The 14,902-nt window shown below is 50.7% G+C and carries 8 protein-coding genes and 1 pseudogene; 6 read left to right on the forward strand and 3 right to left on the reverse strand.

All coding sequences use genetic code 11. From position 1 onward, the window contains the following. Window positions 1-282: 282 nt before the first annotated feature. Both avs3b and avs3a read right to left on the reverse strand, forming a co-directional pair. Entirely contained in the window at window positions 283-1,071 is a 789-nt protein-coding gene (gene avs3b, locus ACYZUA_RS17095) for an AVAST type 3 anti-phage proein Avs3b (protein ID WP_461959799.1), read from the reverse strand. After that, the gene (avs3a, locus tag ACYZUA_RS17100) at window positions 998-7,273 is read right to left on the reverse strand and encodes an AVAST type 3 anti-phage nuclease/ATPase Avs3a (RefSeq protein ID WP_461959800.1); all 6,276 of its coding nucleotides are present in this window, start codon (window positions 7,271-7,273) and stop codon (window positions 998-1,000) included. Before avs3a ends, avs3b begins: the two co-directional genes overlap by 74 nt. 295 nt (window positions 7,274-7,568) lie before the next feature. Here avs3a and ACYZUA_RS17105 point away from each other — a divergent pair, with 295 nt between their 5' ends. After that, a complete protein-coding gene (locus ACYZUA_RS17105; RefSeq protein ID WP_461959801.1) occupies window positions 7,569-7,934 on the forward strand; it encodes a histone-like nucleoid-structuring protein, MvaT/MvaU family in 366 nt (121 codons plus the stop codon). A gap of 118 nt (window positions 7,935-8,052) precedes the next feature. Here ACYZUA_RS17105 and ACYZUA_RS17110 read toward each other — a convergent pair whose 3' ends face one another. Beyond that, entirely contained in the window at window positions 8,053-9,270 is a 1,218-nt protein-coding gene (locus ACYZUA_RS17110; RefSeq protein ID WP_461959802.1) for a hypothetical protein, read from the reverse strand. Between the two features lie 41 nt (window positions 9,271-9,311). Between ACYZUA_RS17110 and ACYZUA_RS17115 the strand changes: the two genes are divergently transcribed. The 5 genes and pseudogenes from ACYZUA_RS17115 (at window position 9,312) to ACYZUA_RS17135 (ending at window position 14,624) form a co-directional block, all read left to right on the forward strand. Continuing rightward, entirely contained in the window at window positions 9,312-9,551 is a 240-nt protein-coding gene (locus ACYZUA_RS17115) for a hypothetical protein (RefSeq protein ID WP_461959803.1), read from the forward strand. Continuing rightward, window positions 9,544-10,309 (forward strand): annotated as a pseudogene (locus ACYZUA_RS17120) (response regulator). The gene ACYZUA_RS17115 and the pseudogene ACYZUA_RS17120 overlap by 8 nt, the downstream one beginning before the upstream one ends. A 117-nt stretch (window positions 10,310-10,426) precedes the next feature. Beyond that, window positions 10,427-11,275 carry a hypothetical protein gene (locus tag ACYZUA_RS17125; protein ID WP_461959804.1) on the forward strand — a complete coding sequence of 283 codons (849 nt, stop codon included), beginning with the start codon at window positions 10,427-10,429 and terminating at the stop codon, window positions 11,273-11,275. Window positions 11,276-11,533: 258 nt separating this feature from the next. Further along, a complete protein-coding gene (locus tag ACYZUA_RS17130) occupies window positions 11,534-12,484 on the forward strand; it encodes a phospholipase D-like domain-containing protein (protein WP_461959805.1) in 951 nt (316 codons plus the stop codon). Between the two features lie 331 nt (window positions 12,485-12,815). Then, complete coding sequence (locus ACYZUA_RS17135; RefSeq protein ID WP_461959806.1) at window positions 12,816-14,624, forward strand: ATP-binding protein; 1,809 nt, start codon at window positions 12,816-12,818, stop codon at window positions 14,622-14,624. Window positions 14,625-14,902 lie beyond the last annotated feature (278 nt).

Here is a 14,902-nt window from a genome sequence, read left to right on the forward strand (position 1 = left end):
TACCGATTGTTAGAGGCGTCAGATTAATCTGAATCAATTATTCGAAATTATGGCTCAGCGATAATTTTTGCCAGACCATAATTTGGCGGCGTCGTTTGCGGGTCAACTCGCAGAAGCGTTTTTGATACTCAATGAATGGTACCAGTCCGCATACGGTGTATTGGCAACCTGGTATCTATTGAAATCAGGGCTGCCATCGTCCCACCAAACTGGGCCGAGCTCTCCTAGTGCTACCTTGTTCGCTTGGACGCATGCTCTAGAGTGATAGAGCAACGAACGGCGTCAATCATCGCCTATTTTTAAGATAATCTCTGACTCGTCTTGATCGTCTTGATCGTCAGGTGGCAGTTCTTCCAGCTGCACATCGATACGGTTTAGAAGATCTGCTGCGCCGACGAGCAAAGCTTCTATTTTTTGTTTTCGGTCATTCAGGATACGTCGACGATCGGCAGCAGGATTCGGTGCCTTTATCAAGTCACTTCTGTCCGTGATGATCCTTATCAAGGTGATATCCAAACCTTCATTCGCTTCAGCCTTACTTGCGAGCTGTACCCACTCCTTGGAGGTGTCGAGCGCTTTCTGCGCCGCCTCAGCTATGCAAAAATTGACGATTACTTTTGATGCTCGATCAATCGCTTTCGCCATTTCAACGTATCGTTGTACCTCTTCGGATTCTTCGTCGCTGACGCCGGGGGCTAAAGACGGCGAAAAGTATCGAAAGTGAGGTGTGTCCGGGTCGAGGCTTTCCAGTGCATTGAAAATGGGCTCCATGTCTGCGAAAGGGCTTCGCCCAGAGGGCAGTACATGCCTATGTGCCCACAGGGCCAAAATCGCTTCACGCACGTTTGCCATCTTTGCAGTGCGGTCATCACCACTTGCCGATTCAGCCTCCGTAATAAGCTCGGCGATGTGATGAGCCATCCAACGGCCAAGCGTATCCACTGAACCATCAAATCCTTGTTCTGTGACCAGCTTTTTCCCGAGGGCCACTATCGCGTCAGAGTGTTCGGAAGGTTCCGTCACCCTTGAGAATGAAAATTCGGTTACTGGGGGTAGTGTATTGGAGCTCATCTTCGTCTCGGTTTCGATAATTTTGGTGGCGAGCGTTTCTTTGGATTTCGACCTCCACTACCAGATCCTTGCCTGTTGCTTTCAAAAACTCAATAACAAAGGGAATGGTAGCGTCTAGCCGAACACCTGTGGCTTGCTCAGATCTATCATTGTCTTGGAAGTACCCCCATGTATGGGAGCGCATTACAAACATTGGCGATGAAGGTAGCACCCATTCTCTGCGATCTGCATCGGTCGACATATTCATGAGATCAACAACGAACGCCGCGGGTTCGGGAACCGGGAACCGTACATTGCCCGCCCATGGATCGCTGTTGTCTATACCATTTTCGGTGTGCTGATCCTTTATCCAACCCTCAAGTACGTACGGTGGTGTGTCGAACTCCAACTCGTCGCCAGCGCTTGGTATTCGAAAGTCGTGTGGGTGTTCAACGGTTTGAATGGCGCGTAAAAGCGCCGAAGAAGTGGTCGGTGATACCAGAGCTGAATGCACCGTTATTGACTCCGAGTGATTCACATCGAATTGAGTCCAGTGGCCCCAAACTGTAATCAGCCCCGAACTGGGGTATAGGCCCCGGTCAAAGTCATGGATAGCGATGGATTTAAGCCAATCATCAGCCTCAGCGCGTCGCGGCCAGTCATTGCGACTCACTGGTTCTGGGTCACGTCGATCGGCAACCCATCTTCCATCTTGGCGTGCGATATCGTGACGAGTTAGCCAGTCAGAAAACTTCTCTTCATTCGACTCCTCGCTAGGCTTGACCTGTGGCCGGGTCAACAGAAGTCGTCCGGCAGTCATCATCATTGCGTGATAGGAGTGATAGAAACTTAGATCATCCACACGTGGATAGATGCCCTGCCTGCAATTCGTATCCTCATACTGAAAAAGTTTAGCTTGGTTTCTCTCGTCAGCATCCCAGCGATGTGTCCCTGTGTAACCTAGCTCGTTACGAAGAGTCTTTTGTGTCTCGTAGCAAATCTCAGATTGCTTCATCCCGAAACTGCGTCCTAGGGGGGCTAACCAATACTGATCAAAGTCTCCCCCGAAGAAGTACCGGTCGCCTTCCGTGGAGTCTTCATCATCTGAAAATATGCTCGACGTCGAAGGTGCGTTTTTTTCTATGCTTTGGAAGGCCGAAGCGTGTGTATTTGCGAGCTGTTGCTGAGCTCCGGATGGAAGAGTGACAAGCCCCTGGCTAACCAAAGTCATTATGGTACGGGCTGCAAACAGTCGAATGAGCACGTGAGGCTGGTGCAGATCAGCCTTCGCGAGGAAGTAGTCAATATGAGAAACCAGGGCACCTGGATGTTCCAAGGCTGCACGTGATGTTGCTATTAACAACCACTGGTGAGCGTGCAGGCTGTAAAATTTGAAGCTGATGTCTCCATACGGCATTTGTGTGTCACTGACTGCATGGGCCAAAAGCCCATCGACAATACGTTTTCGATCCAGCGCACATAACGCAACCACAGTGTGGGCCGCTTCCCATCGCGTCGCCGCGATAGGCGAGGCCAGAGCAGCCCATACGTAGCCCGCTAGTGCATCCTCAACAGCAGCGGGTGGTGCAAGCTGTTGAGACCAACGTCCATCACCGTCATTTTCCTCAAGTACAGTGTTGAACAATTCCAAACCGTAGGATAGGGCACCCAGGGCTTCGTCTTGATTCAGCTTTTCAGCGAGCAGTCCGACAAGGCTAAAGAGACGCTCCGATCCCGCAGGCTCAGCTGATTCGGCGATTGCGCCCAAAATTGTATTCAGTAACTCATGCTTGCTGATACCGGATGATTCGTAGGCGAGATCAAACGGCATTACCTCGTAGTACCGGCTGCGCTTGATTTCCACGCAATGTCGTCGGCAAACAATCTTCAGCATGCTGACAAGCGCATTACGGAGCGCGAGCCTGGCCTTCCATTGCGGTGGCAGCGTTTCCAGAAAGCTGCGTAAGTCCCTCAGGTCGAACTCCGCTGCGTTTGCGAAGGCCGTAATGAACGAAGCTTCCTTGCCGAACTGAATGCGTCCGAATGCTTTGCTGAAGAACGCGTCCGTGTAGAACGGGGGCTCACCGCTCCTGAACGTTTTATGGGCCGTCGAAATCCCCGTTGATGTCGACAGGTCGCAACCGGCAAACACTTCGTCCCAGTCGCGTTTATCGTGGGAGATACTCGTTTGATAGTCAGGCTCAGGTGCTTGACGTTTTACATTTGCTGCTTCGCATTGGATGGTCTCGGAAATGCGCGAGCTCAATCCCGGTATGGTCACGGCCGCGGAATTCGCGATGGACTCCAGCACTTGCCACTGCTCGGCTGTTCGCGTTTTCAATGTCATGTACCGGTAGGCAAGCTTAAGGGCAGTCTCCTTTAGCTGCATTTCCGCACAGTCTTGAATTGCCGCCGCAACCAGTGCGTTTTCACTCCACTCGGCGCGAAAGCCAATCAGCGGCAATGCGTCTAATGGACTTACATTTTTTTTGCCGAGCAGTGCACGAATCGCGACTTCCAATATTCTGCTGTCATCGCCAAAGTGCCGATCACGCCAACGACTCGCGATGACTAACGAAGAGCAAGGGCACAAACTCACCAAGGCTTCGATCGTAGCGTTCCACGCAAAGTGCTTATCACGCTCTACGTATTCATAGGTCAGTTCCGCACAACGGGCAAAATTGTAAGCGACCTCTGGTGCCGGGCGTTTTTCATTCGCAGCGCGTTCCGCCAGATGAATGAGGGAATCCCAGCGAGCGAGGTTTTCGTCACCAATTTTACTTGCAACATCGACGGCCTCGTTGAAATAAACTTGTGCATCGCCAGGGCTGATCGCGAGCAAAGAACGAGCGACTTCAACGAGTCCTTCCACCTGGTGTCGCGCATCGGAACGTTCTGCTCGGTGCAGCGAGGCCGCTGTCTCAGCCATTTCAAAAGCATAGTTCTCCGCGCCACTGACATTGGCGAATAGACGCGTAAGACGATTGAGAGTCGGGGTGAATAACTGGCGGCTCAAAGTTGTTGTCCAGTCCACCAACTCTTTTATGGTGTTGTGGTCAGCTGCCTTAGAGACCAGGAGAATGTCTATCCATAGACTCGCAATTTCGTTGGCGGTGTGCGCGTGTTCGCGATAGCGATACCCCTGCGATTGCGTAAACGTTGATTTGGTTTGGGCGAGAGCCTCGTCCAGTTGAGTTTTCACTAACGGGCTCACAAAAGACTGTGCCCATAAATTAACCCATGGAAGCAATGCGCCAATTTCAGCCTCAAACTCCCGCAGTTCCTGCGACTTGCTCTGTGGTTTGCTAGCCTGCATCTCTTTTTTTAGTGCCGGTGCAGCAACATCAATAATTTCGAGAGATGTCCCTAAGAGAGCAGCGCGTAAGGCGCAGGCCCGTAGGTAAGACGTCGGGCTACCGCCGAAGCGAGCTGAAAGATGAACTGGAGCCTCAGAAGGAAGATACCGTGCTATCAGATCGCACGCTTCAGCCGCATCGCAAATACCGTGGCAGTATGCGGTCTCAATCACTGCCACAACCGCTGATAACGTAGGTGCGCTATTCGAGGTGCCCTGACCAGCCTGAATCTGCGAGCGGGCAAGAAGCTTGAATATCCGCTCTATCGGTTCCATCGGCAGCAAACGGTTTAAATTCCGTGCCTCTTCCGCCAACGCAAGCACTAACCCTAGGTCATCACCTGCTGCTATCGCGAGCTCATCTAGCTGCTGATATCGCCCATGATCTAACAGGCGCCTGGCCACGATACGGCCCGCCGTGAACGATATCGAACGTGGGCTCCACCTACGTAAGCTGTTCGCGGCGGACGCTGCGCCATTAATATTGAGGTGCGCGATCGTCATCATGGCCAAATCCGCATCTTCGATTAGCTCATGCTGTCGCTCATCGGCCGATAATTTGTTCCAATTGTTCAGCCACTCTTCCGCCATACGAAGACGACTACGAGCCTCGCCGATTAAGTCGACACAGCCCGAAAGAATTGTGGCCTCGTATACATGGTGAGAGCCGATCCATCCGGAGCCAAATGTGCGACGCGAAACAATTTCTTGGACGCCATTGCTGTCCATAAATGAAGAGACCAAATCCGCATTCTCCTGTAGGAGAGCACGTTGCCTTTCATCACCGGCACTTTCGCCGCCAGCCTTTAGAGCGAGCTTGGTCGCCTCGGGATAACGCTGACTCCGCAAGCTTGCCTTCAAGGCAAATTGAAGACGCTGAAGCTCGATATCACGACGTTCAACTGGCCCTGAATCGGGAAGGCCACTTGAGGTCAGGGCCAGATCTACAAGCTCTGAAAACTGCCCGGCTTCGAGCATCAATTGTGGTAATACACCCGCTACGTACGCACTGGATGAACTTAGGTTTGCCAGGTGCGCAATAAACTCTCCTAGTTTTGACGCATCAGGTTTGAATCGCTCTCGGAACCAGGTCTCTGCGGGCTCATCGAAAAACTGAATGGTGCCTTCATTGACGACAAGAGGCCGGCCTAGATCGAGCGCAAAGCTTCTGATCAACGCTTGGCTCACGCCAGACATCGCTGCGAGAACTGGTATTGGTATCAACGGGCGTAACGCGGCAAGACCAGCACAAATCAAATCAATTTGCGATTTCTCAGGATTGCCGGCTGCATCGCGTAAATTCGCGATGGATTTTTCCAAAAGGCTTTCGATTACGCTGTCCACGGTTGTCGGATTCGGGCCGAGCAAACGAAGCATTTCTGGAAGTGTGGCTTTACGAGAGAGCGCGAGTGCTTGAACCCGAGGGTTGTGTGAACTTAGCCGGTGGAATTCGGCGACATCGTGCTCAGTAGCGCGGGGGAACCTTTGACGCAGGTGCGCAGCGGTTTCCTCCTCAGTAAATGCGTCTAGCTCAAGCGACAGCGCATAGGGAGGAGGGTCGAGCATGAATTCCCGATGAGGACGACAAAGGGCGACGAGTCTAACCCCTTCAGGTAGAGCTTCACGCAGGAGGTCGCGAACAAATGAACGAGATTCACCGATGTCTTGAGCGGCCATCTGCGCATTATCTGCGGCGTCCACGATGATGCAAAGCAGGGCGTCTGTACTCTTAGCCCGAAGCATCGACACGGCCTGTCCAACACGATGCATGAACGCTCGCATGTAGGCGGCACTGTCTGCATTCATTGTCGGAATCAGGAGGTGAGAGAGTCCAAGTGCAGAGAGTTGGTTCGCTAGTTGAACTAGGGCAATTCGGTGGCGATGCCGGTAGCCCGTTACGCTGCGATACTGGCCGTTCCCGAAGCAGTCATAGAGCAAGCTGGCCGATCCGTCAGGCAAGTTTTGACAGATCCTGGTCGAGAAGACTGATTTCCCGACGCCTGCATCAGCGTGCACGATTACGGGTTTACCAGCGGCTTCAATGATGGAGCGGATAATTGCCTGTTCTTGCTGGCGTGGTATCAGCTCTGCAATTTCTTCAATCAGACATGGCGCAGGGAATAGTTGAGATTCATCCGTGCGCAGTTCTCGGAGCACGTCCATCTTGGTGATTGCGGGATTAGCGGCGCTCTCTGACAACGCTTTACGGTTGACCAGCTCCTTAAGCCTAATGGGAGAGTCGACATCCATATCCGGGAGATAGCCGCTGACATCTTGGAAAAGGATGTTTCGTTGAGTCCAGTAATTATCATGCGTACCGTCCAATCGAAGCATTCGGCAGAATGTCGCGAGCGCTTCTCCATCCAGTGACGTGAATGTCTCCAGCTTTTTGAGGTTGCCAGGATGTCGAGGCTCACTCTGCGCAGCAGCATCCTCGATTGCCGCAATAAAATCGGCGCTGATAGGGCGATTCGTGACGAACCAAAACTCAAGTTTTTCGGACAACGGGACATCTGGAAGTTCTTTTTGAAGCGCGTCATAGCGTTCAGCAAAACCACGGATGGTCTTTTCCAGACCGCTCGGCTGCCACAATTCGTCTACACGTACCGTCGAATGCTTGAGCTGCATGTAGCGAACCAGCGTTGCGCTTTCTAGCACAGTGCTGCCGTAGTACTCAGCTATGTCGATGAGCTGCTCGCCGATCTCAACGGGCTCGACACCAGGAAGCTCGTCGGTTGCCGCCCCCTCAATCGTAATAGCTACAAGACCGCTTTCCGGTGTGAGTAGACGCAATGCGCGGCGTGCTGCCCACAGATAATGAAACTGATCGCCATCGCGGCTGGCACGAACGAGCATGCTTTCGGACATTTAGACACTTCCCTGATTCAGTGCGGAGCACGTCGCTGTGTTCAGTAAATTACAGATGTTGGAAATGTATGATTTCGCCATACCTAGCCGACTGTGGCAATAACAATACGCGGTGAAGCAAGCATTTGCACAACCGTGCCATTTGATGCGATTTGGTTGTTTGCAAGGATTGATCTTTACGCGCAGGATCCGCACATCGATACACTGCCTTGGTTCAGGGTGCTTACTCTATTCATTCAAATGTGTATGCTAGAGGTCACCTTTTACATTCACTAAAACCTTTTTGGAGCATCAAATGTCCCGTCTTGCTGAGTTCCGTAAACTCGAACAACAACTTGCATCTCAGCTTGCTGAGCTTGAAGCAATGAAAGGCGATGCTGGTCTCAAGAAAGAAATCGAATTCGAATCGAAACTGCGTGAGTTGCTTGCAAAATACGGCTACAGCTTGAAAGACGTGATCAGCCTGCTTGATCCACAAGCTGGTCGCCGCACGACAGCACTCCAGCCGCAATCGGGCACTCGAAAGCCTCGTCAAGTGAAAGTCTACAAAAATCCTGAGTCTGGCGAAATCGTGGAAACTAAGGGTGGCAACCATAAAACTTTGAAAGAGTGGAAAGCTAAATACGGCGCCGATAAAGTCGAGTCCTGGCTGGCCAAGTGATACTGGCTTGAGTTTAAAAAGGGCCCGAGAGGGCCCTTTTTGTTTGCGAAGATTGATGGCATAGACATTGATAGACGATGTCGAACGTTTGCAAGCCGCGGTGATACAACTAACGCAGTTATCGTTTTGCCAAGTCCTTGGCGGTCGGCCAGCTCGGCTTGGGCTGATCACCGGCGCTCCAGCTGTCAGCCAACTCCTGTGGCCTGAAAAACCAGGCGGCTTGGTAGCTTTTGATATCGATGAGTCCCTCAAGAAAGCCCTTGTCCAGAGTGACGACAAATGCGGGGAGCTTTAGAAAGCGATAAAGATCGAAATCGATGCCGTCGTTGCGACTGTTTACGGAGTTTGGGTCATAAGCTCTCTTGGCTTTCTGCATGCTTGAAAACTGTGTCCAGCAATAAAGCAGCTCCAAATGGCTGCGCATTTTCATCGTGAATACAGTCGATCCAGAACTTTTGAACGCCTTAGAGAAGCCTTCGAAAATTTGAGGGCCTATGATTTTCCAACTGATCTGCTGATCCGTCCATGCTTTCCAGGCAAGAGTGGGGTCAGCCTCAGCATCGGTTATGCATTGTTTCTGATGTCGGTATTTTTTTGCCAGATCCAGTACACCTCGCAGATCGCCCTTGTTCAATGGCTCTAATGACTGGATTACTTTCTGTAGGACGGGCCTTGGAATAAGGTTGAGGATATTCAACAGTTCCTCGACCGGGCACGAATGAAGTGTGTGCAGGGCTTCCAGAGCCTTCAGCGATTCCGGCTCCGGAACAATGCGTAAAGCGTGCAGCAGTCCGGACTCATCCAAAGCATGCAGAATCTCGACTTTAAGTTGTTCTCTTTTTTTGAAGATATCGACCTTTTCCTGGAAGTTAGCAAGCATCGCTCTCCATGAATTCCGCTCCTCCTCTAGAAGCTGTTCAGTTGAGCGGGGGACATATCCTACGTTTGCGCAGCGAAGCAATTCCGCCCAAGCAGCCAGCGATTGTGAGCGACATTCCTGTTCGCTCCAAGATTCGCTGGATTGCTGGATCATTCCCAACAAATCACTCCGACCCGGAGCCACTGGAAGCTCGGTGCTGATGAACCGTGTTAGCCGGGTGCACATGCGATGAAATTCGACAGCCGTGATCGATCCACGGCTACGCTGATTCACAAGCTCTACAAATGTTCCGTCAGCTAGAGAGAAGCAATAGCCGTCTCGCGCCATCTTTGCGAATGTTTCTGCCCACTGCGGGCAGTTTTCTTGCTCACCAAGAATTCGCGCGGGCGCGGTGTCCAAAATGACCACTATCTGGCGATCATCGATTATCAAACGAGAGGGAAAAAAGTCAGTCATGTTCAATCCAAAGCGGGGCTGAATGAGGTGATGTTGGCCGAATGCAGTTTACGAGAGATCGTACTTCGCTAGCTCATCGCTCCCTGATCGGCCTGATTGATGTCGATGAGCTGATCGAATTGTCCAAGCAAGGGTATGTGAAGGGGATCTTAAAAAAATTGGACGAGTTAATGATTGAAGAGCCTCAACAGGCTGCTTTCATCCTCAGCCTTCGGTCACTGATGGAGAACTTTAAACTGCATGATTTCAATCGCCGTCTGCAGGAGATAGCTCATGAGTAACGATGACGTGGCGCAGGGCAGGGTGGTGCTGATTGTTGATGACACCCCGGATAACCTGGGCTTTCTCTCAAGTGCACTTGATCAGGAGGGATATACCGTCCTCGTAGCGTTGAGTGGCTTGGAAGCATTGGACAGCATTGAGAGACGCGCCCCTGACGTCATTCTGCTGGATGCGATGATGCCCGGGATCGATGGATTCGAGACTTGCAGGATGATCAAAGCTAAACCGCCGTATGCGGATATTCCGATTATCTTCATGACAGCTTTAAGCGAGAGCGAATACGTAGTCGAAGGGTTTGCAGCGGGGCATCGATTACGTCACCAAGCCATTGAAGCTGATTGAGGTAATAGCGCGTTTAAAGGCACACATCAACAACGCGGTGTCGAGACAGGCTGCCCTTACAAACGCTATTCAAAGCCATACGCCGTTGAGCGCCACTGAAATTCAGAAAATTCTGTCGAATCGATATGAGCTGACGGTTAAGGAATCCGAGGTCTTGAAGTGGGTCGCGTTCGGCAAAACGAATCGCGATATCGCAGAGATTCTTGAGCTCAGCACCCGCACTGTCGATAAGCATTTGGAGCATGTGTACGTGAAGCTTGGTGTTGAAACACGTACAGCGGCGACATCCATCATGAACGCGGTGAGCTTGGTGTCAGGTGGATGGGGCAGGGGGCAGGGGGCAGGGGGCAGTTTGATGTTAATGGGGGATGAGGCAAAACGTGGAGTATTTGATACGCCCATCACCGATGCATGATGTCGTTTTGATATCGTTTTATGTTATGATGACACTAACATAGCGAGTGGATACTGTCAGACTGGCAGATTTTTAGCAAATATAAACACGCGAAACTAAAATTAATAGGCGACTTTTGTGACTGTAAAAAGCCCAGAGGCTAAAGTTGTTGAGCCAACCGTAAAGCAACTCAAACCTTACGATTATAAAATTGGCGAAGATGACAACGACAACCTTCCTATTAGAAAGATTTATTCAAAACTACCAGGCTATACCGTCTACAGAACAGACAACGCAATTAGAATTGACATTGATGATGATCACGAACTTTGCAATACCTATGCTAGCAATCATCAGAGTCTTAGCGTCGATCTTGCCCGAATATACTCGTGGCTACCGGAAGAATTGTCAGGCTCTGAATCAATAAATCGTTTGGTTGGTCGCGCCATTACTACAAATGCTTCCGGCAACAAAGAAGCTGCAAAGGCTATTTTGGCGCAAGCCGAACAGCGAATCGTAAAGCTAAAAACGATAGAGGGTAGACTTCAATATACGCTCAGTGCTTTCATACTGGTTTTGTTTGTATTTATCTTTTCACTTTTTTTTGGCATGGCAAGCGCACCCATATTGCTCAACGTCGCATTATGCGGTGGTCTAGGAGGAGTACTTTCCATAGCTCTGGGTTTTTCGTCTCTGGAAATAGACTTAGATGCAAGCAGAACTGTTAATTGCCTGATAGGTTGCTCAAGAATACTAATCGCCATCACAGCGGCAATTTTTTCATACTTTGCAATCAAAACTGACGTTGCATTTTCCTTTGTATCGAAAGCACCTGATTTTTCCGGGTTTTACATGATCGCCATGGTTTCTGGTTTTATCGAAATGCTCGTGCCTAACATTATGAGCAACTTAGCAAAAGAAAATTCGGATACTCAGAAAAGCGTAACGACCGCTCCGACGCAGCAAGATACGCCACCTATATCGTGAGACTGTTAGATTAACTTCAAAAATTACGCAAATACTATGACATCCATACATCGCTCGCTCGTCGCCCTGTGTCCTATGTGCCATACAGATTTTCATTTTGTAGAGCGTGCCGAGTCTAGCCGCGTTGCAAAAGGTGAATGGATAGTGAAATGCATGGGCTGTGATGATCGTTACAAGATTAAGATTCGAGACCCATACAGCTCCTACACCGAATATATGTTTCAAATCACACATTCAGATAGCGAGGAAAATACCGCTATGCTGAAGTTGGCAACCGATGTCATTGAACACAAAATTCCTTCAGTAACCCTAAATTTCAAATACGACAAAAAAGCCCCAGCGCTTTATCGCTGCGATCACGATCAGACAGATTTAGACCTTATTGCGTACAAGGCATTGGAGATAGAGCGCGAGCGCTTACAAGCCGTCTGGGTTAAATGGCACAGCTGGATATCGGCAAAAGGTACCAGAGCTCCGGCGATGGAAAAAATACTTGTCCAGCTTGAAATTTCTTGTAATTGTGGAAAACGTCATCGGGCCACATTTGGCGCCCCAACACTGCTGAGTCATATCCCTTCGAATCTTGTTGATCATTGCTTACTGATAGATATCAGCTCTGCGAGCCTCGAAGATAGATTAAATTGCCTCGCTAGTAAAACCGAGGTGATGGCCTTACTTGAAAAGCTACTTATTCGATGGCACTTCATTTCTGATCGAATCATTATCGCTAGCCCGTTTGTGGGGCATCAACGCTTATCCACAAAGGAAATACTGGACATTTGGAAGTGGCTTTTCAAAAACTCTGACCCGCGAAAAGTCACAGTGATTACAAAAGGGGATACATGGGCGGAATTAAAAGCAGCTTATAATGAGTCAGAAATGCCATATGAAAAACTTGAGCGCTATGGATTGCAAGATAACATTATAACCAAGGGAGTGGCCATACAGAATTTTCACGCGAAGTTTTTTGCAGGCTGCTCTTCTGAGAAAGTTGAGCTTTTGAGCGGTTCCGCAAATTTAGTGCGCGGCCCAACCCTTGAAAACATTTCGTTTAGTACGATGCCTGCAGCGCGGTTTAAGAAGAAATATATGGATTTGCTTTGTTCTTCACTACCACAGACAGACAAAGCCGAGCGTGTGGTGGAAGCACTAGTCCTTACGGAAAAAGGTTGGGAGTACACAATTTTGAAAACTGAAAGCTGGCTTTAAACAGAAGCTCGATACGTGGCAGCGCTGTTCGGGCCTATCCCGCTTTATCAGGAATCTGCGTGTTGAACCTCGCGGGACGTTTGGCGCGGGGTGGCTTGCGACAGCGTTGACGCTAAGGCTTTTCCCCGTACAACGTTCATATGTCAGGGTCGTAAGCGCCGTTCCTTCTATCCGACAAGCATCCGTTAGCACAGCGCCAAAGCTATTCTTTACCTATCCCTAGTAGGGATACAGTCGACGGCCAAGTCGCACAATTTTCTGTCCTTCAAAGCCGCCAACCTTACGAGATCGGGAGCCCCTAACACCGCTCCCGAAGGAAGAGGTGACTATCATGAGCGGAAGCAAAGCATCCGGCGCACCGGCGCTGAATCCTGATTTCTCCCCGATGCAAGTGGCCAATATGGCATTCCTTATTGACCGCCTTCACCAAGATTGCTCGCCCTTACAGTTCTTGCGCGAGCTAACCTGCAACTCTATAGAGAGCATTCTACGGGGCACTGGTTCAGGTGTGATCAGATGGAATGTGGATGAGAAGAGAGAGGCACTTACGGGCGAGCAGAAGCTTTGTATCATCGATACCGGGGTCGGTATGACCGGGAATGAGATGGTTAAATACATCAATCACCTAAGCTCCTCAATCAGCCAGCAATCCACCTCGGGAAATTTCGGCGTGGGCGCCAAAATCTCTGCCGCACCGGCGAACCCCGAAGGATTGGTTTACTTGAGCTGGGTAAATGGACAGGGCTACATGATCCATTTGCACCGAGATAGTGATGGTCAATATGGTCTTCAACGTTTTCCCACTGGGGAGTTCTGGACACGCATTACGGACGACCCAAAGCCGGACATCATCAAACAGCATGGCACGATGGTGGTTTTGCTCGGTAAGCACTCCACCCATAACACGGTTGAGCCACCAGGTAATGTCCGCATGCCACGCAAGTGGATCGTGCGATATCTCAACTCCCGATTCTTCAGATTCCCCGAGAATGTCAAAGTTTCCGCGGTTGAGGGATGGGAAAATCCTCCGCATGATCAGCACCGGTTTCTACGTACCGTAACTGGAATGGCCCCTTGGCTGGAGTCTAATAGCCAAGCGAGGGGAGAATTCAAAATGCCCCATAGCGATGCGACGGCCTTTTGGTACATCGTGAAAGATGACGTCGATACAGACAGCGGGCATTTCACACCGCCTGGCCAGGTGGCTGCGTTGTATCACGACGAATTGTACGAGGTTGTGATGAGCAACGCCGGTTACGCTCGTCTCCAGTCGTTTGGTGTGATCTTCGGTTGTGAGCGCGTAGTTGTTTACATCCAACCGAATAATGAGTCAGCGGTTACGGCAAACACCGCACGCACGGCGCTTTTAATTAAAGGTGAGCAACTGGATTGGGCAGCATATGCCGCAGAATTCAGGGAGAACATGCCTCAAGAGTTGGCGACCTTCCAGGATCAAATAGGACATAAAGCCAAGGGTAGCGACCACCGCGCGGCGATTCGCGAGCGATTGAAAGCTATCAAGGAGCTGTTCAAGTTTGGTCGTTACCGTCCAAATCCGAAGGGAAACTATGCGATTTCTCACACCAACAACGCTGGGGGAGAACCTCTTGCAAAGGGAGGTCAATCGGCTGGTGGTTCGGGTTCATCAGGTGGAAAAGGGGGGCGTCAGGGTGATCTGTACGCATTGTTCACGGCGGAAGAGGGGACGCAGGCTGAATTCATAGATCAGAATACGGAGCCTGAAGTGGCCTGGGTGAGCACTGAAGATGGCTCACGAGCTAAAGAGGAAATGGACGATCGGGCAGCAAACTACATCTTCGATAGTAATCTCATCAAGGTAAACGCCGACTTTCGGGTCGTCACGGACATGGTGGAACGTTGGGAACAGCGCTACGCCAATGTTCCGGGCGCGGGAGGCCGTGGCGGGGCTATTGAGCAAGTCGTCCGCGAATGGTTCGAGCAACAGTTGATCGAAACCGTGATGAGCGCTCATGCGCTAAGAAAAGGCGGTAAGTGGAGTACTGAAGAGGCATGCAGACTCTGGGATGAAAATGCACTGACCGCTGCAGTATTGCCGCGGTACCACATCGACGTCAGCATCAAGCGCACGCTAGGACAAAAGCTAGGAACTCTCAAGTAGAGCGATAGCGGTTCAAAATGTAAGAGCAAGAGTCTAGAGCCCCTAGTTTAAGAAGGCCGGGGCTCTTGCGGGGAATCTACCAAGGCTTATGCAATCGGGCCAGTGATGCCCGGCCTTCCTACCTGCAATCCACTTACTCAGGCGTCATCAGCACTGCGAGCGTCATATTGATGAATTCTTCGTTTCTGCTGAGGGTTGCCAGCGCGCCGCGCACGTTGCCTCCAACCTCACCCGAATCGCGCTGCTCGGTAAGCGTCCGGCGAAGTCACCTACCCGAT

The sequence above is a fragment of the Pseudomonas sp. LS2P72 genome (assembly GCF_054897865.1).

What these genes read in the sequence shown, in the direction of transcription:
- avs3b (WP_461959799.1), bottom strand. Translation starts at nt 1,071, where the DNA reads ATGAGCTCCAATACACTACCCCCAGTAACCGAATTTTCATTCTCAAGG.
- avs3a (WP_461959800.1), bottom strand. Translation starts at nt 7,273, where the DNA reads ATGTCCGAAAGCATGCTCGTTCGTGCCAGCCGCGATGGCGATCAGTTT.
- ACYZUA_RS17105 (WP_461959801.1), top strand. Translation starts at nt 7,569, where the DNA reads ATGTCCCGTCTTGCTGAGTTCCGTAAACTCGAACAACAACTTGCATCT.
- ACYZUA_RS17110 (WP_461959802.1), bottom strand. Translation starts at nt 9,270, where the DNA reads ATGACTGACTTTTTTCCCTCTCGTTTGATAATCGATGATCGCCAGATA.
- ACYZUA_RS17115 (WP_461959803.1), top strand. Translation starts at nt 9,312, where the DNA reads ATGCAGTTTACGAGAGATCGTACTTCGCTAGCTCATCGCTCCCTGATC.
- ACYZUA_RS17130 (WP_461959805.1), top strand. Translation starts at nt 11,534, where the DNA reads ATGCTGAAGTTGGCAACCGATGTCATTGAACACAAAATTCCTTCAGTA.
- ACYZUA_RS17135 (WP_461959806.1), top strand. Translation starts at nt 12,816, where the DNA reads ATGAGCGGAAGCAAAGCATCCGGCGCACCGGCGCTGAATCCTGATTTC.